Origin of the sequence: Methylomicrobium album BG8, assembly GCF_000214275.2 — a bacterium.
In the GTDB taxonomy this organism is placed as follows: domain Bacteria; phylum Pseudomonadota; class Gammaproteobacteria; order Methylococcales; family Methylomonadaceae; genus Methylomicrobium; species Methylomicrobium agile.
In genome coordinates this window covers 2,317,292-2,333,051 of sequence record NZ_CM001475.1, presented here as the reverse complement: position 1 = coordinate 2,333,051, position 15,760 = coordinate 2,317,292, and the positions used below count along the sequence as shown (strand labels likewise).

Genomic DNA, 15,760 nt, shown 5'->3' with positions numbered 1-15,760 from the left:
TGTAAGATACGCATCGCGTACCTTTTACGGTTATCAAGCGGCTTTGTCCCAGACTAAGGTACGCAAAGCGTACCCTACCCTCTTACTTAATTGCCTTGGATCGTTCCGCCCAGCAACCGCAATAGTTTAACCGCCGTCTCATCGTCGGGGACCGGCTCCAGATCCTTGTTCGTGATCGCCAAGTCGCTCTTGCCGTCGACAGCGATCAACTTGAGCAAATACTGTTTCTCGTTCGCTTCAAATCCTTTGAACAGAAAAATGGCCTCATCCAGAAGCGATCCGTCTTCGGCCTTTTCCTTCTCGGAATCGTACTGAACGTAAAACAGCTTCTGGTCCTGGTCGCGCTGCGTTACCTCGATCGCATTGCGGCTCAATGCCTTACTGACCAGATGCCATGCCCGATCGGATGAACTATAGATTCTCAGCCGGCGCTCGCCGTCGGAAAAACGTACCAATTCGACCGGAGTGCCTTTATCTTTGTCACTGTCCTTTGATGCTTCCGCCGGTTCGGCCGTTTGCTCCGGCCGGGCCGAATCCTCCGACTCTTCGGGCTGCGGTGATTCCTGTCCGGCTTGTTCTTCGGCTGTAGCCTGTTCCGGTTGTGCAGTCTCTTCAGCCGCTTCGCCCGCCTTGCCGGTTTCGGCTGCCTGCCGGGTTTCTTCAACAGGCTCACGCTCCGGTTTCACAGTCGTCTCGGCCGCCTTGCCGGCAGCCCCTTGGCTCAACTCTTCGGGCAAAACCAGAGGCGGGATTTCGGTCGTAAACTGATAATCTTTTTCCTTATCCGGAAACATGCTTTGAATAGTGCTGCATGCGGACAAATTCAACACTACCGCCATGACCGGAAAGAGTAGGCCTTTGCGCTTGTTCATCGCGTTTTAATTGACTCCGGCCTGCCGCATCGCCGCGCGAACGGCATCGTAACAGTCCGGTGTCAGCCAAGTCAGCGGCAGGCGGATTCCGCGCGGCATCAGGTCCATTTCGGCGACCGCCCATTTGACCGGGATCGGGTTGGATTGAATGAACAAGGTCTTGTGCAGGCCGATCAATTTTTCGTCGATTGCGCGGGCGGTTTCGGCATCGCCGGCCATCGCGGCGGCCAACATCTCGTGAACCAGTTTCGGGGCGACATTGCCGGTCACGGTGATGCTGCCGTTGCCGCCCATCAAACAAAACTCGCAGCTGGTGGCATCGTCGCCGGTGTAGAGCGCGAAATTCTCGCCGCACAGTTCACGGATTTTCGGAACACGCGTCAGGTCGCCGGTGGCTTCTTTCACGCCGACGATGTTTTTGAGCTTGGAAAGCCGACCGATCGTTTCCGGCAGCATGTCGCAGGCGGTTCTGCCCGGCACGTTGTAAAGAATTTGCGGAATATCGACCGCATCGTTGACGGCCTGAAAGTGCAGAAACAAACCTTCCTGGGTCGGCTTGTTGTAGTAAGGGGTAACCAAAAGGCAGGCATCGGCACCGAGTTCCTTGGCGCGGCGGGTCAGATGAATCGCTTCGCTCGTCGAATTGGCGCCGGTACCGGCGATCACCGGGATCCGGCCAGCCGCGAATGCAATGATCGAAGCGATCACATCGCAATGTTCGTCTTCATCCAGGGTTGCAGATTCGCCGGTGGTGCCGACCGCAACCAGCGCGTCGGTGCCTTCCGCGATGTGAAATTCGACCAGTTTTTTCAGACTTTCCTTGTCTACCGCGCCGTTTTCAAACATGGGTGTAACCAGCGCTACGATACTGCCTTGAATCATGGACTCCTCGGTGGAATGGATTTTGTGAAATAATTTCCCATTATACCAAGCAAATCGGCAAAACTCAGCTTGTATTATTTACCTTTACGGTACACGCCACATTGAAATCCTGCGCGTAATCTAAAACTGTACTACAATGAACGGTTACATTTCACATTTCTTCTGGGCAATATAGCCCTTCTCCGACTCTGCAGGTAAATTCATGACCCAAGCTGTTCCTTCATCACCTTCATTCCAGGATTTAGCACTGATCGCCCCCGTGCTGAAAGCGTTGGAGGATGTTGGTTATGAAACCCCGTCGCCGATTCAGGCGCAAGTGATTCCCTTCATGCTGCAAGGCAAGGACGTGCTCGGACAGGCGCAAACCGGCACCGGAAAAACCGCCGCGTTCGCGTTGCCGATTCTGTCGCGGATCGACCTGAAGCAACGCGACCCGCAAGTTCTGGTGCTGGCGCCGACCCGCGAACTGGCGATCCAGGTCGCCGAGGCATTCCAACGCTATGCGGCGCACCTCAAAGGCTTTCATGTGCTGCCGATCTACGGCGGCCAGGATTACAGCTCGCAACTGCGCCATCTCGGCCGCGGCGCGCATGTTGTCGTCGGCACGCCGGGCCGGGTGATGGATCACATGCGGCGCGGCACGCTGAAGCTGGAAAACTTGAGCACGCTGGTGTTGGACGAGGCCGACGAAATGTTGCGCATGGGCTTCATCGACGATGTCGAATGGATCCTCGAACAGACGCCGGAAAACCGTCAGACCGCGCTGTTTTCGGCGACAATGCCGCCGCCGATCCGCAAAATCGCCCAGGAATATCTGACCGATCCCGAACAGGTCACGATCAAGGTGACCACCGCCTCGGCCGAAAACATCCGCCAACGCTATTGGGTGGTCAGCGGCCTGCACAAGCTGGATGCGCTGACCCGAATTCTCGAAGCGGAAACCTTCGACGGGATGATCATCTTTGTCAGAACCAAAACCGCTACGGTCGAACTGGCCGAACGGCTCGAAGCGCGGGGGTTTTCCGCCGCGGCGATCAACGGCGACATGTCGCAAGCGCTGCGCGAACGGGCGATCGCGAATCTGAAGTCCGGCAAGCTGGATATTCTGATCGCGACCGATGTGGCGGCACGCGGCTTGGACGTGGACCGGATCACCCATGTCGTCAATTACGACATTCCGTACGATACCGAATCCTACGTTCACCGGATCGGCCGTACCGGACGCGCGGGCCGCACCGGCGATGCGATTCTGTTCGTGGCGCCGCGCGAACGCAAACTGCTCGGCAATATCGAAAAAGCCACCAAACAGAAAGTCGAACAGATGGAACTGCCCTCGACCGAAGTGATCAACAACAAGCGTATCGCACGCTTCAAACAACAGATCACCGACACGCTGGCGGCTGAAGAATTGAGTTTCTACAGCCAGTTGATCGAACAGTACCAGCAGGAGCACAACGTCAGTGCGCTCGAAATCGCCTCGGCGCTCGCCAAGCTGTTCCAGGGCGACGTGCCGCTGTTGATGCAGCAACCGCCGAAAAAAGGCAAAGAATACAAGGACGGCTCCGTACGCACCGAAGAAAAGCCGAAGCGCGAGCAAAAGGGTAAACACAGCGATGCGCTGACCGGAATCGAAATGGAACTGTTCCGGATCGAAGTCGGCTACAAGCACGGCGTAAAGCCCGGCAACATCGTCGGCGCGATCGCGAACGAAACCGGCCTGGACGGCGAACATATCGCGCGGATCAATATCGAAGATGACTACAGTACGGTGGAATTGCCTGCCGGCATGCCGAAAGAGCTGTTTCAGGCGCTAAAAAAAGTCCGGGTGGCGGGACAACGGTTGAATATCTCGAAAATGGACGAATCGGGAAAACCTGCAGCGGAATCCAAGGAAGTCAAAAAACTGGCCAAAAGCAAAAAACGGATCTCTTCGACCTCCAGGAAAGGCAAGGCTTCCAGACAGGACTAAATTAAAATTGGTTTTCCAAATGGATAGTTTGGTTATTAATTCTGTATACCAAACTATCTTTTTTTAAACATTTACAATCTCCGACTCGAAAAATACACTTGACCGCTAAAATTTATTTTTATGGAAAAGATATTTTTTAACGGCAAGCTTTCGAAATTAGAGAGAGTAAAAATGAAACTATTAGCGATAATACAGCCAACTAACAAAGGTTTAACAAAAAATTTTTCGGCATATAGCCCGGATATACCCGGATGCATAGCTAATGGGTCGACCGAGGAAAAAGCCCTGGAAGCCCTGAAGATCACCATTACCCACCAAATTCAAAGCCTGGAAAGACTGGGGCTGGAACCGCCCAAGCACTATTGCAAAGTGAAAATCCTGGAGATCGAAGCGAACGAAAATCGGCAGGACAATTATTTCGCCTATTTGAACCGCCTCCAGTGACAGCCGCGGCCGAGGCAGCCTCGGCCGCCACCCATTCAAGGCCACATTGTTCCCTGCCGCACGGCCGCGGTTAATGAGGCAAGGGCCACCCGGGATAGGTTGATCGGAAAGCCGGGTTTCAGACTTGTAAAATCAAGCACTTTCCTCGCCTGCAATGTTTCTGAGTTAATTCGTGGTGTCGTCGGCACAGTTACAGTTCCTTACAGTTCCGGAAAGTCGTCTAAACTAATACGTGTTTTTAATGCAGAAGCGCACGGTTTTCCGGATTCGCTCCCTACCATAATAAGCAGCAACGCTAGAGCTTTTGCCGAATAGCTCGGGTCTGAAAAAGAGACCGGACCATAAGCTGCAGGGGCAAAAACAGAATTGAGCAATGGCGTATAATAAAAAAGCCTTATTCGATCGGGTTGTTGACCCATTCGCTCCTCTGGAATAAATAGAGTTTTTAGAGAAATATGAAAATAATACTTTATTTTATTTTTTTCATCGGTTTTTTATTTGGAAATACTCTTGTTTCAGCCAAACAAATATTACCGTGTTTTAACCGATCTTCCGGGCCTGAAAAGCAATGTCTGGCCGAAAAAAAGGAAGACAAAAGAAAAAACAAGTCCAATAAAAAAGTATTGACGCCGCCACAAAAAAAACAGTTTGTCTCTTCTGTTGCCCCAAATCAGAAAAAGTATAATAAAACATCAGGCAACAGCAGGAACGAGATATTGGAACTGTTGCAGCGACTGGCCGAGAAGAAAGCGATTTCCAGTATTATTCCGCTTTTACAGGATAGCGAAGCTTATGTACGGGATGCAGCCATTGAAGTAGTGGGGCAATTAAACGTAAGGCAAGCAGTACCCGGCATTATTCCGTTATTGCAGGACATAAACGGTGATGTGCGTGATAAAGCCATAAAAGTTCTGGTGCAGTTCCGCGCGAAGGAAGCGATTTCCAGCATTATTCCTTTGTTGAAACAAAAAGACAGCAAGACACGCATCGATGCGATGGCCGCGCTATTGCAGTTGGAAGCCAAAGAAGCCATTCCGGACATTGCAGCGCTCTTGAAGGACAGCGACAGCAATGTCCGTATGGAGGCATTGAATACCCTCAGAGAAATGCAGGGGACAGAAGCGATTCCTGAAGTTACCGCGCTGCTGAAAGACAATGAGAGCAATGTACGCATTCGGGCCATCGAAATACTGACCCTATTGCAAGGGAAAGCGGCGCTTCCTGCAGTCATGCCGCTGTTGCAGGATAAGGATGACGCTGTGCGTTTGAGCGCATTGCGGGCATTACAGGAATTGGGGGCTCAGGAGTCGATTCGGGGGATCATGCCGCTGCTGCGCGACAACAATGCGAAGATACGTTTTGCCGCCCTCGCCCTGTTAGCTAAAATAAAGGCAAAAGAAGCGATTCCCGGTATTGTTCTGCTTTTGCAGGATAGCGATTTCGAAGTGCGCGGCAATGCAATATCCGTGCTGGAAGATCTTCAGGGAAAAGCCGCCATACCCAGCATCATGCCATTGCTTAAAGATAATGTCGGCCATGTCCGTCTTCGGGCGATAAACTCGTTATCGAAACTGCAAAGAGAAGCATTGATCCCTCACCTCGTCGCTTTTTTACATGACAGCGACGATCGGGTACGAATTCGAGCAATGGGATTATTAAAAGAATTCCGCGATGAAAACAAAGGCATTTCTGAAAAAGATGTCATCCCTCACCTGCTTCCTCTTTTGCAAAGCAGCGATAAAAATACCCGCTATACGGCGGTCGCTACATTAAAGGATCTACAGGCGACAGGAGCCGTTTCCAGTATTGTTCCACTCCTGCGGGATAGCGAAATCGAGGTACGTTTAGCCGCGTTGGAATCGGTAGCGAAATTACAGGGGCAAGAAGCTATCCCGACAATCATCCATTTTCTGAAAGATAAAGACCCTGCCATACGGGTAGGCGCGATGGACGCCCTGGTAGAATTACAAGGTAAAGAAGCGCTTCTCCATATCGCTCCGCTGTTGCACGATGAAGCGATCGAGGTGCGCAGTCAAACGCAAGAAAAATTATCCCAAATGCAGGATCCGTTATTGACGAATCTAATCAATAAAGCGACGACTCTGCTATTAGTGCTATGCCCTATCTTGGCGTTTTTGCCATTGTTTCTGACCGGTAAAAAGTTTTTCGCGAGCATTACGGTTTTCATCGTTTCAGCATTTCTTTTGTATAGGCTCGCCGATGCTTCTCTTGTGGTTCCTTATCTTAGAAAAGGAACCATGTGGCGGGAAATGTACCAGACGGGGCTTTTATTCGTTTTTGCGGGAGCGATGTTTTTGAAATTGAGCTGGTGGATTATCGTAAACTTATTTAAACCTTCGACCGATTTTGAAGAGGACAACATCACTTCGAAGCTTAATTGAAAACTTCGAATAAATCCTCCTTAGGAAAATGTAAAATCGGAAAATTGAATGTCGCCGAATTTCCGATTCCGCAGGACAATGATTGCTATCGTCTTAACAGGTTGCTGAAAAATACTCGTAGCTTCCTTCCCATTTTTTGCGCTGTAGAGTCTTCCGAAAGCCGGATCAGCCCTCGAAAACTCGTTTTAGCCAACTCTCTTCGCCCGGAAGGAACCTAATGCCGTCGTTTGTTTGGTGGATTTTAGGCGTATGAACGCCTAGACGGTACGGTATCGCCAACCCAAAATTTGTGGTTATAATAAAGAAACTATTATCAGATAATATAAAAATAAAGAACGTTGAGGTAATATAATGTCATCTAAAGAATCCGAATTAAAAGCCGAGCTACTCGCCGTCTTTACGGCATTTAGAGAGTCCCATAACGAGCTGATTGCCTGCCTGAATGATGACGCCGCTTATTCCGCCTGGATTCAGCAAATTGATGGGGATCATGCCGCAACCCGGAATATGCTGAAAAGCATCGTACTGAGCTGGTCCTATACCGACGATGGGCAGGAACCTGGAACTACTCTTCAATATAATGGACTGGCACCTTGCTCTATGAGTACGTACCTAACGCTAAACAAGGTGAACGAATGCCGGGATCTGCTGCATAAGCAGCTAATGAAAATGGATTTGCTGGAAGGTGAGCTTGAAATCTCCGATCTCGAAGACGAAGATGATAATCGCGATCGGTTATCAAAAAGAGCCATGACCCGCTTGGGTTATCCGCGATTCAATCGCCGGCAAGCCTGCCGGAAATTTATCGCACTTCCCTACCCCGTGCTTTCGGCCGGCTTTTTCTGGAATCGTTATCGTAAAACCATAAAGCTGGATCGGGCTGAAGTTCAGGCCCGATTGGATAAGCTTTTGCAGCGATCATGGGCTGAGCATGATGCCATATATTATGAGCTTGAGCGGTTTTATGCTATCGACGACGAGTATTTGGTACAAGTTTTCCCGGAAAGCATTCATCGGCGAGTTAACCTGTACGTCAATCAGGATGGCGTAGAAAAACGCATCCAGCGTTACGCGCATACGCCCACTTTCTATGTGTGTACACCGAATGTTCCCCTTCCCCCCAAAACGTTGTTGCCGGACCAACCTGCTGCGAAAGAATGTCGTTTGGCAAAACGCAACATTACAATTGAATGCGAACCTTATTTACCCTTGCTGAATTTGTATCGGTTATTGCCTAAGCATAGGAAATAGCTCAATTTTTTAAGAAGAAATCGTCCAGCCTCGCCACATAGCCAGACCGGCTGGCACTCTGGTTTAATCTGCGGAGAGCGGAAAGGTAAATAATTCGTCGATGCGTCCGTTGGGCTAAATAGGCAGTTTTTCCAGCATCGGGACGAAGAACCAGGGCCGTTGAGAGCCTGACCGTGCAACAGGCAGTGCGCCTTCCGGTGCATTTCGAGCCGGCGAAGAGCCAATGCTTTTGTCGCCGCAGGTACCAGGCCAGGCGGTCGGACAAGGATGAACTGTCCACTCCGAGTCGTTCGGATACCGATGATTTTTATTCCGATAATAACTAAAGTGTTACAATATTATTAATATTGAATCACAACTATCAATCCATTGCGGCAGCCTTTTAATCCCCGTTTTTCAATACCTCTCAAACCACTGACCTTGATTAGGAAATGCACAAAATGTTTATCCCATTCCATTCCGGTATAAGCCAAGCCCTTTCAGTACCCGTCTTTTTAGTAGCGAGCACCTTGATGCTGACAGGCTGTGCGAGCACCGCGAAAGATAAGGAATCGTCGGTAGACATTACACCCCCCTCGCCTCAGGCAAGCCAGACGGATCCTTTTGAAGGATTCAACCGATCGATGTATAACTTCAATATGAAATTGGATAAATATTTTTTCAAACCGGTCTCCGACGGTTATAAATTTATTACGCCCGATTTCGTGGAAACCGGCGTCAGCAATTTTTTTAATAACCTGAAAGGCATCAATGTCGTCTTGAATGACTTTCTGCAGGGAAAGTTCGCTCAAGGCGCCTCGGATACCGGCCGATTTCTGACCAATACGACGATAGGCATCGCAGGTCTGGTCGATGTAGCGAGCGAATTGGGTTTACATTCCAACGTCGAAGACTTCGGGCAAACACTGGCAGTCTGGGGTGTCGGCGAAGGTCCCTATCTGGTGCTTCCGGTCATGGGGCCTACAACTATCCGTGACGGTAGCGGCGGTATCGTGGACAGAGCAGCCAATCCGGGCACCTATGTACCGTTTACCGGTATTATAGAAGGCATCAACGATCGCGCCAAAGCCCAAGGCGCGTTGAACTTTATCGACGAGGCCGCATTGGACCCGTATGTGTTTACCCGCGAGTCCTTCCTGCAGTATCGCCGGCATCTGGTGAATGACGGAAAAACCGAGATCGGCCTCGATCATTTGGATCTGGATGCCTCCTTCGATAGTTCTGCCGATCCGAAGGCGGATAATTCCGAAACCGAAAAATCCGCTACCGATGCGTCAGGCGAGGACCTTGTATCCGTAAAGCCTGCCGATAAGGCCGCGCCTGCCAATCGCCCGGCTTACGACGCGATGATCGAAGCCTTCGAACAAAACTCGGCCAAAGTCGACCGGTTAAGCAAAATCATCAACCGTTGATCTCTTCTACATATTATCGATTCAACCGCAGGAATACGCGCAAACTTAGCCTACCGCCCGGCGTTGTGTTATCGCCGGGAAACCCGCGATCCTAACTTTGTACAGCCGTCGTTATAATAGCGAACGGCGGCTGTCGGGCCAGTGCATCGGGCTGAAAGGCTAGACGTCCACTGCGGACAACGAAGCATCAGTCTTGAAATCCGGCGAAAATTCAGCCTTTTTTCGCATCTCCGGAGACGGTTGCACCGGCTCGGTCAGGCTTTCCCATTCCGATAAAATCGCCATTGCCTCTTCCCTGCTGCTGCCGCAGACATCTTCGGTCGGCTGAAAGCCGGCGCATACGCGAGGGCGGCTGGGGTGCAGAAATATCGCGCATTTGTTTTCTTTGTCCAAATGCAGACAGTGTATGCCGGCGGGCTTGCCGAAGGGATGTAACGGCATCGGGGAAGAAATGGATGGCGCGATACAACACGCGCCGCAGCCAGCTCGACACTGCATCGAAGAACCTCAAAGATTGAAAAAGACGCACTCATATAGTTAATTTTAATGCCTTCCGCGGCTAAAACCGTCATTCTTTATCGCGCATTTCTCAAAATCTATCATCTACTGTAGATGTAGAGCTAGAGTATGAGCTGGTGATATACTACGAAAATATAGTGCTACATTACCTAGCAAGTCTTATGGTGCCAGATTTTCGTGCTCTCGGCGAGGCAAAGAATATGATCGAAAATATTGAAGAAGTCAAAAATCAGCTGAAAGAACTTTCAGAAGTCATCAATTCCTTTACATCCGAAGCCGTACAGCTGCGCATTATCGATTTGGTCTTCAATGCCCAGCAAAAGAAAGCGCCGGACATCACGGCACAAGAACCGGAACACATCCCTCCTCGCCCCAAAAGAAAAAGAATCAAATCAAAAGTTAGATCGTTGTCGACAGACAGGGCAGCGAACGGGGAAGGCCCCGTGTCCATACTCACCAAACTGGCCGAAAGCGCTTTCTTCGAACAACCGCAGTCGATCCGCTCGATTATCGAATATTGTGAAGTCAATTTCGCCAAGAAAATCAGGCAAAGCGATATTTCGGGTAAATTGGCAAAGATGGTGAGGGAAGGCATTTTAAAACGGGAAAAAAACGCAGAAGGCCAATATGAATACAGCAAACCCTAAAGCCGATTTACCCGTTTCGATCGAATTCAACCGAGAAATAGCCTTTTACTCACGCCTTCACCGCCAGATCGGCGACGACCCCTCGCACCCCGTCAACCACGTCGACAAGAAACTCGTAATCGAGCTGCTCTATTCTATCGCCCGGTTTGTGGTAATAAGGATAGCGCAGCGGTGCCGTATCGGTGACCATCAGGGCCGGATAGCCCTGCTTCCAGAACGACCAGTGGTCGGAACTCCACGCCCTCGGAAAACCGGTCGGCAGCGTAAAGGTTTCGCAGGGAATCACGGAATGCCGCCGAAACGATTCGGCTGCTTCGGCAAGCAGAGTATACGAACGGCGGTTGCCGACCAGGGCGATGAAATTACCCCGCGTCGGCGCCATGAGACCGAACAGCGACAAACGCTGGCTGCCGCGTTCCAGGTAGCGGCAGGCGATGTTTTCCAGACAGACCATCGCGACCACATTTTCGCCGCGCTCGCGGCAACGTTCTGCGTAGAGATGGCTCCCCATCTTCTCGGTGCGCAGGAACGGCTTTTCTTCGTTGGTAAACGCGACAAAACGCAAGGTACGGGCGACCGGCCCGGCCGCGAACGCACGGGCCAGCGAGATCAGTGCCGCGACTCCTGACCCGTTGTCGTTGGCGCCGGGCGATCCCTGATGCGTATCGTAATGCGCGCCTACGATCACGATTTCCGACGGCGAAACATCGCCTCGCACCTCGGCTTCGATATTGGCAAATCGCTTACCTTCCGCCTCATACTCCTGCCTAGCCGGGATATAGCCGGCATCGCGCAGCCATCGGTCGATCAGCGAAGCCGCTTCAATCAGTTGCGGATAACGGTAAACATTGCGCTCGCCGATATCGCTGGCAAGCCGGTAGATGTCTTCGCGTAGTTGCACGATATGCTGCTTCGATGCGTTCATCCCGACCCCTCCTCTGCGTAAACCTATTCCTATTGGCAAGGGAGGGCTTACATGAGTTCACTTTTTGAGAAAGGACTACTGGAGACTTTGAAATAGGCAACAGGGTAAATGGAATCTAGTGGTAGGTAGTTATACCAATAGCCCAGGTCATGCTCTAGCTTTACAATTTTCTCCATTGCTATATCTTTATTTTCGCTTCTGCAAAGCGAATAGATGTTCGCATATTCAGAAAACTGAAACCCTACAAACCACGAAGCTTCCGGCCGAACAACATGGCCTTAGGCTTGACAACAATTGGCGCGTAAACCCTACGGAGAATTTTTATGCGCAGAATCGTTTTCTGTAACAAAGGCCTTGCAATAGTACTGCTCTCGTCAGCCATACTGACCGGCTTGCTATTTTATCTGCAAAATACAACCTGGATTGAAACCGAATCCGCCCCCTTGGATTCGGATGAAGAGTCTTCACTACCAAGCCGCCTGAATAATATTTTCATTGATTTCATCGCCGAACACCTCAAACAAAAAAAAGAGCAAAGCCTGTTGCAAAATGGCCTTTCCGAACAGGAACTCATTGCACGCTTGCTGGATGAATCGGCCTCGCTCGATATTCGCAAACTGGATGCCTGGCGATTGGCAGCAATGGGCACGCCCAATGCCAGGCAGGCGTTACTTTCGCTGCTTGAAAACGGGTCGGATGCGATGCGCGCGATAGTCGCCGAAATGCTGGGGCATAGCCGGTGGGCAGACATTCCTGAACTTCTTGCCTCATTATTCCAGGAGCACAATCTTAAGATTTCGCGAGGCGCCGTTTCGGGCTTGATTTTACATGGCGGCTCCAAGTCCATGGAGATGCTACGGGATTTGCTGCTGAACGAAACGACGGATGAAGCCATAAAACGCTATATCGCCTATCGTTTGGGTAACGTGCAGAGCGCCGCCGCGTTGGAAACATTGAAGACAGCCATCTCAACGCCGTCGTTGTCCGAAGAAACCTTTCGCCATATCGCGGTAAGTCTTGGCAAGTTCCCTTTCCAGCAAACCTCCGGGATATTCCGTCAGATTATGGATAATCCTCATCTAGATGCGGAACTCAAAACCGATGCCACCGAGTCGCTCATCCATGCAGGTAAAGCTTCTCTGCCGTTTTTACAAGAGATTAGCGCCACCAATGCCGATCCTGAAGTTCGCGCCTCGGCAGCCTGGGCGGCTGGAGCGCATCCGAACACGGGTCACCTGGGCCGCCAGTTTGCCGACTCATTGCAATCCGAAGCCCATGATGACGTGCGCCGCCGCTTATACGAATCCATGATGCGCCAAACCGATATTCCGGCCGATACGCTACTCGATCGCACCTTAACCGAAACCAAGACGGCCACGCGCATCGCGGCGGCCAATATGCTGGCAATGGCTTTGCAGCAGCCCGGCACGGGCGCCGCCGTGCAACACAGTTATGACCAAAAAATCGTGCCGCAATTACTGGCCACCGCATTGAGCGATGAAAGCATCAATTTACGCTACCGGGCCGTTTTTGCGCTGACGCGGGCCGGCACCGAAACAGCCGCCGCCGCTTTGCGGACCATCGAACGACAAGGCGATCCGCAGATATCGGGGCTAGCGGCCCGCAAAATTGCCCTTTTAACGCATTGACTGTTTTCTAACATCCCCCCGAGGAGTCTCCATGTTCAACCCATCCTGCCGTATCAATTTCCATTCTGGCATGGGAATCATACTCGCCGCATGTGTCATGCTGTTCAGTATGAATGCACGCGCCGATGTAAAATGGAAAATCGTGATTAGTCCCAGTAAAAGCGGAGAAATACCCTGGACAACGTCCAGCCCTTCATCCTCCGGCGTATTGGCCTCCAGCGGTACGCTTTCCTTTAACCCCGGATCTTACCTCGACTTGACTTTTTCGCCACAGCCCGGCTACCGCCTGGTATCCGTCTATAAAAACGCGGACCCTTGGACGCCTTGGCTGGACAACAACCGTCATTATCGATTCGGGCCGGTGGAAAAACCTCACGTGATTGTCGCCAAGTTCGAGTTAATCTCGCCGACAGGTTCGTACGATTTCAGCACGCCCGAAATATTGCCCGAGGGCGTCGCCGAGATATTCAACGGCACCGGACATTACAGCGGCGTAGTGCCGTCCGATATGCCCATTGTCGGCGATAAAGCCTTCGATGCCGACATAGCCATGGACGAAAGCGGCAAGCTCGACATCATGCCCAACAGCCTGGAAGGGTATACGCCGGACACAACCGCCAATACCTCGATTGCGGGCATGCTGAAGACCCGGGACGATACCCCTCAAGTAACGGTCAGCGCAAAGTTTAAAGGGGAGTTCGAAGGCGAAAACGGCGAAGGTTCCGGTGTCGGAACATTATCGGATATCAAGACTCTGGGGCAAAATACCCTGCAAGAGGACGAACAAACTCTGAATTCTTCCGGTAGCGGCTCTTATAATGTCAAGCTGAAGAGTAACGATACCGGAGTAAAGGTCAATTATAAGGAAAAAGAGACCTCGATCGCTCTGCCTGTCACAACCGATGCCAACCGCAATTGGTCCTTTAACGTAATGCTTTCCCAGGAGCCCAATGCGAAAGGCAAGCAGGTTACCTACGCGAAAGGAACCGTGACGCTGCCGACCGGCGATATCGTTTCATTTCCGAAACGCATCGTCAAATATTCGAAAACCAAAGGTTATAAGATCCAGTTTTCCCGCGGCACCAATATGACTAGCAGTTCGGTCGACAAAAAGACGAAATTAAGCATCACCCATATGTTGTTCGATTGCCTCGAAAACAACTGCGTATTAAACGACGGGCAAGTGAGCTACCAATTTCTGGGACAAAAAGGAAAAGGAAATCTGTCCGACTTTATGACGAACTAAAGATTTTGGCGAGACGGCTGCCAGGATTTTGGGAAGGCGTCCTCGCAGCCGCCGTTCATGTTCTCTTTCTTTGGATGGCTCTCTACGGCATAAATATTATGATCAAAAAACGCTTCGGAATCCTTGCTATTCTCATCTTGACGGCGGGATGCCGGTTTCAAAAGCCGGACTATGTTCAAATGCTATCGCCTGCCGAATTACGGCAAGCCATGCTGCATCAGGATATTTTTCTGGTCGACGTGCATACGCCGCAGCAGCGGCACATCAAAGGCACCGACCTTTTCATTCCCTACGATGAGGTGGGGAAATACCTGGACAAACTGCCGAAGGATAAAAATGCCGCCATCTATCTCTATTGCCGAAGCGGGCCGATGGGAAATGCGGCGGCGAAATCTTTGTATGAATTGGGCTACCGCAACCTGTTCAACCTGGAAGGCGGCGCGAAAGCCTGGAAAAAGGCGGGACTGGATTTCGAATAAACTGGTGCCTCATTCATAAAGGCAATCGCTCAGATCGGGAAGACGGTTCCACTCGACTTCGCTCCGATCCTCGGCGCCCTGCCCGCGCCCCGTGCCCGTTTCCATTTGGTGCCGATGGAATAGGCCGAAAGATTTGTCGAAATCCGCATTCAGGAATCCGCCGGACAATTGCGCGCAAGCGCAGTAAAGCGCCGAATAATCTTCGGATAGGCCGGACGAACAGGCATTGATCCGGTCGCCGATCAACCGCATCAGCGAGAGAACCGAGCCGTCGTGCTGCCAGCTTACCGGTTGCATGTTCACTTCGGCGCCCTGCATCGCGACCGCATTTAAAGCCAGATAAGCGAGGCCGGTCAACCTGGCCAGAATGACCGTCATGTCGCCCTGCTTGATCGCCAGAAAAACCTGCTTACCACCTTCCATCAGCCAAGCCTGGCGCAATACGATGGTCATGTCGGAAAGACGTCCTTCTTCTCTCGAAAAACCGAAGTGTTCCCGAAATTCTCTGACTGACTGTAAATGTTTGTTCATGGCCGCTTCCTGATGGAAAAACTGCCCCCCATTCGGGCAACAGAAACCTAATTCAAAGAGAAAACTGGTTACATCATGCACAAGTTTACGACTCACCGCGCCGAAAGTTGGTTCATTTCCGGAAATTTGAGGCGACTACTCATGGAAAACCGGGTCTTCTATCAGAAAAAAACGATTCAGGATGCCGACCGAACGGATATGCTTCTCGCCAAGCGCGGTATCGTAAGTGCTGAAAAAAAGATAATCCTTCCGCAATGTCTGCCGGCCCAGCATTTTGGCCGCGAAACCGCCCAAAACCGAACCGATCATGCCTTCGAGCGGATCTTGAGCCTTCCGGGTCCTTTCGATAATCCGTTGACTGATGAATCGATCATACTCGTCCATTTTCGGATTGGTATAGGTCAAAAGGCCGAGAACGGCAATCAGGACCAACGCAGAAGCTAGCGACTTCATCGGAATCTCCCTACATAAAATAAAGCTTGACCAGGTTTATGATGATAGGGTGGGTAGAGCGAAGCGAAACCCATCACAC

Annotated in this window: 16 protein-coding genes; 9 read left to right on the top strand and 7 right to left on the bottom strand. The window is 51.1% G+C overall.

Annotated features, from left to right (window positions below):
* Positions 1–86: 86 nt before the first annotated feature.
* Complete coding sequence (bamC, locus tag METAL_RS19945) at positions 87–872, bottom strand: outer membrane protein assembly factor BamC (protein ID WP_005372015.1); 786 nt, start codon at positions 870–872, stop codon at positions 87–89.
* Between the two features lie 6 nt (positions 873–878).
* Positions 879–1,754 (bottom strand): 4-hydroxy-tetrahydrodipicolinate synthase, encoded by an 876-nt coding sequence (gene dapA, locus METAL_RS10035; RefSeq protein ID WP_005372014.1) that lies wholly within the window; start codon positions 1,752–1,754, stop codon positions 879–881.
* Positions 1,755–1,956: 202 nt separating this feature from the next.
* On the opposite strand from dapA, the gene METAL_RS10030 reads away from it, so the two are divergent.
* Together METAL_RS10030 and METAL_RS10025 are read left to right on the top strand one after the other, a co-directional pair.
* Complete coding sequence (locus tag METAL_RS10030; protein ID WP_005372013.1) at positions 1,957–3,723, top strand: DEAD/DEAH box helicase; 1,767 nt, start codon at positions 1,957–1,959, stop codon at positions 3,721–3,723.
* Between the two features lie 120 nt (positions 3,724–3,843).
* Positions 3,844–4,167, top strand: a complete 324-nt coding sequence (locus METAL_RS10025) for a type II toxin-antitoxin system HicB family antitoxin (protein ID WP_005372012.1) — start codon at positions 3,844–3,846, stop codon at positions 4,165–4,167.
* 200 nt (positions 4,168–4,367) lie between these two features.
* Here the strand turns inward: METAL_RS10025 and METAL_RS20725 are convergent, their stop codons facing one another.
* Positions 4,368–4,586, bottom strand: a complete 219-nt coding sequence (locus tag METAL_RS20725) for a hypothetical protein (protein WP_157203462.1) — start codon at positions 4,584–4,586, stop codon at positions 4,368–4,370.
* A 36-nt stretch (positions 4,587–4,622) separates the two neighbouring features.
* On the opposite strand from METAL_RS20725, the gene METAL_RS10020 reads away from it, so the two are divergent.
* The 3 genes from METAL_RS10020 (at position 4,623) to METAL_RS10010 (ending at position 9,232) form a co-directional block, all read left to right on the top strand.
* Positions 4,623–6,569, top strand: coding sequence for a HEAT repeat domain-containing protein (locus METAL_RS10020; protein ID WP_213069357.1), 1,947 nt, complete (start codon positions 4,623–4,625; stop codon positions 6,567–6,569).
* A 351-nt stretch (positions 6,570–6,920) separates the two neighbouring features.
* The gene (locus METAL_RS10015) at positions 6,921–7,820 is read left to right on the top strand and encodes a hypothetical protein (protein WP_005372008.1); all 900 of its coding nucleotides are present in this window, start codon (positions 6,921–6,923) and stop codon (positions 7,818–7,820) included.
* 638 nt (positions 7,821–8,458) lie between these two features.
* Complete coding sequence (locus tag METAL_RS10010) at positions 8,459–9,232, top strand: MlaA family lipoprotein (RefSeq protein ID WP_245549339.1); 774 nt, start codon at positions 8,459–8,461, stop codon at positions 9,230–9,232.
* A 159-nt stretch (positions 9,233–9,391) separates the two neighbouring features.
* Here METAL_RS10010 and METAL_RS10005 read toward each other — a convergent pair whose 3' ends face one another.
* Positions 9,392–9,673, bottom strand: a complete 282-nt coding sequence (locus METAL_RS10005; protein ID WP_213069356.1) for a YkgJ family cysteine cluster protein — start codon at positions 9,671–9,673, stop codon at positions 9,392–9,394.
* 239 nt (positions 9,674–9,912) lie between these two features.
* Here METAL_RS10005 and METAL_RS10000 point away from each other — a divergent pair, with 239 nt between their 5' ends.
* Positions 9,913–10,398, top strand: a complete 486-nt coding sequence (locus METAL_RS10000) for a hypothetical protein (protein ID WP_213069355.1) — start codon at positions 9,913–9,915, stop codon at positions 10,396–10,398.
* 49 nt (positions 10,399–10,447) lie between these two features.
* Here METAL_RS10000 and METAL_RS09995 read toward each other — a convergent pair whose 3' ends face one another.
* The gene (locus METAL_RS09995; RefSeq protein ID WP_005372001.1) at positions 10,448–11,323 is read right to left on the bottom strand and encodes a M28 family peptidase; all 876 of its coding nucleotides are present in this window, start codon (positions 11,321–11,323) and stop codon (positions 10,448–10,450) included.
* A 323-nt stretch (positions 11,324–11,646) separates the two neighbouring features.
* On the opposite strand from METAL_RS09995, the gene METAL_RS09990 reads away from it, so the two are divergent.
* From METAL_RS09990 to METAL_RS09980, 3 genes are all read left to right on the top strand, one after another.
* Positions 11,647–12,972, top strand: a complete 1,326-nt coding sequence (locus METAL_RS09990; RefSeq protein WP_005371999.1) for a HEAT repeat domain-containing protein — start codon at positions 11,647–11,649, stop codon at positions 12,970–12,972.
* 70 nt (positions 12,973–13,042) lie between these two features.
* Complete coding sequence (locus tag METAL_RS09985) at positions 13,043–14,218, top strand: SDR family oxidoreductase (RefSeq protein WP_213069354.1); 1,176 nt, start codon at positions 13,043–13,045, stop codon at positions 14,216–14,218.
* Positions 14,219–14,397: 179 nt separating this feature from the next.
* A complete protein-coding gene (locus tag METAL_RS09980; protein ID WP_245549338.1) occupies positions 14,398–14,697 on the top strand; it encodes a rhodanese-like domain-containing protein in 300 nt (99 codons plus the stop codon).
* 9 nt (positions 14,698–14,706) lie between these two features.
* On the opposite strand, the gene METAL_RS09975 is transcribed toward METAL_RS09980, so the two are convergent.
* Both METAL_RS09975 and METAL_RS09970 read right to left on the bottom strand, forming a co-directional pair.
* Positions 14,707–15,228: a nucleoside triphosphate pyrophosphohydrolase family protein gene (locus METAL_RS09975; protein ID WP_005371996.1), complete on the bottom strand. Its 522-nt coding sequence runs from the start codon at positions 15,226–15,228 to the stop codon at positions 14,707–14,709.
* Positions 15,229–15,363: 135 nt separating this feature from the next.
* Positions 15,364–15,681: a DUF4359 domain-containing protein gene (locus METAL_RS09970; protein ID WP_005371995.1), complete on the bottom strand. Its 318-nt coding sequence runs from the start codon at positions 15,679–15,681 to the stop codon at positions 15,364–15,366.
* Between the last annotated feature and the right edge of the window lie 79 nt (positions 15,682–15,760).

Coding starts and splice junctions, on each gene's coding strand:
- bamC (WP_005372015.1), bottom strand. CDS start 872: ATGAACAAGCGCAAAGGCCTACTCTTTCCGGTCATGGCGGTAGTGTTG.
- dapA (WP_005372014.1), bottom strand. CDS start 1,754: ATGATTCAAGGCAGTATCGTAGCGCTGGTTACACCCATGTTTGAAAAC.
- METAL_RS10030 (WP_005372013.1), top strand. CDS start 1,957: ATGACCCAAGCTGTTCCTTCATCACCTTCATTCCAGGATTTAGCACTG.
- METAL_RS10025 (WP_005372012.1), top strand. CDS start 3,844: ATGGAAAAGATATTTTTTAACGGCAAGCTTTCGAAATTAGAGAGAGTA.
- METAL_RS20725 (WP_157203462.1), bottom strand. CDS start 4,586: ATGGGTCAACAACCCGATCGAATAAGGCTTTTTTATTATACGCCATTG.
- METAL_RS10020 (WP_213069357.1), top strand. CDS start 4,623: ATGAAAATAATACTTTATTTTATTTTTTTCATCGGTTTTTTATTTGGA.
- METAL_RS10015 (WP_005372008.1), top strand. CDS start 6,921: ATGTCATCTAAAGAATCCGAATTAAAAGCCGAGCTACTCGCCGTCTTT.
- METAL_RS10010 (WP_245549339.1), top strand. CDS start 8,459: ATGAAATTGGATAAATATTTTTTCAAACCGGTCTCCGACGGTTATAAA.
- METAL_RS10005 (WP_213069356.1), bottom strand. CDS start 9,673: ATGCCGTTACATCCCTTCGGCAAGCCCGCCGGCATACACTGTCTGCAT.
- METAL_RS10000 (WP_213069355.1), top strand. CDS start 9,913: ATGGTGCCAGATTTTCGTGCTCTCGGCGAGGCAAAGAATATGATCGAA.
- METAL_RS09995 (WP_005372001.1), bottom strand. CDS start 11,323: ATGAACGCATCGAAGCAGCATATCGTGCAACTACGCGAAGACATCTAC.
- METAL_RS09990 (WP_005371999.1), top strand. CDS start 11,647: ATGCGCAGAATCGTTTTCTGTAACAAAGGCCTTGCAATAGTACTGCTC.
- METAL_RS09985 (WP_213069354.1), top strand. CDS start 13,043: ATGGGAATCATACTCGCCGCATGTGTCATGCTGTTCAGTATGAATGCA.
- METAL_RS09980 (WP_245549338.1), top strand. CDS start 14,398: ATGCTATCGCCTGCCGAATTACGGCAAGCCATGCTGCATCAGGATATT.
- METAL_RS09975 (WP_005371996.1), bottom strand. CDS start 15,228: ATGAACAAACATTTACAGTCAGTCAGAGAATTTCGGGAACACTTCGGT.
- METAL_RS09970 (WP_005371995.1), bottom strand. CDS start 15,681: ATGAAGTCGCTAGCTTCTGCGTTGGTCCTGATTGCCGTTCTCGGCCTT.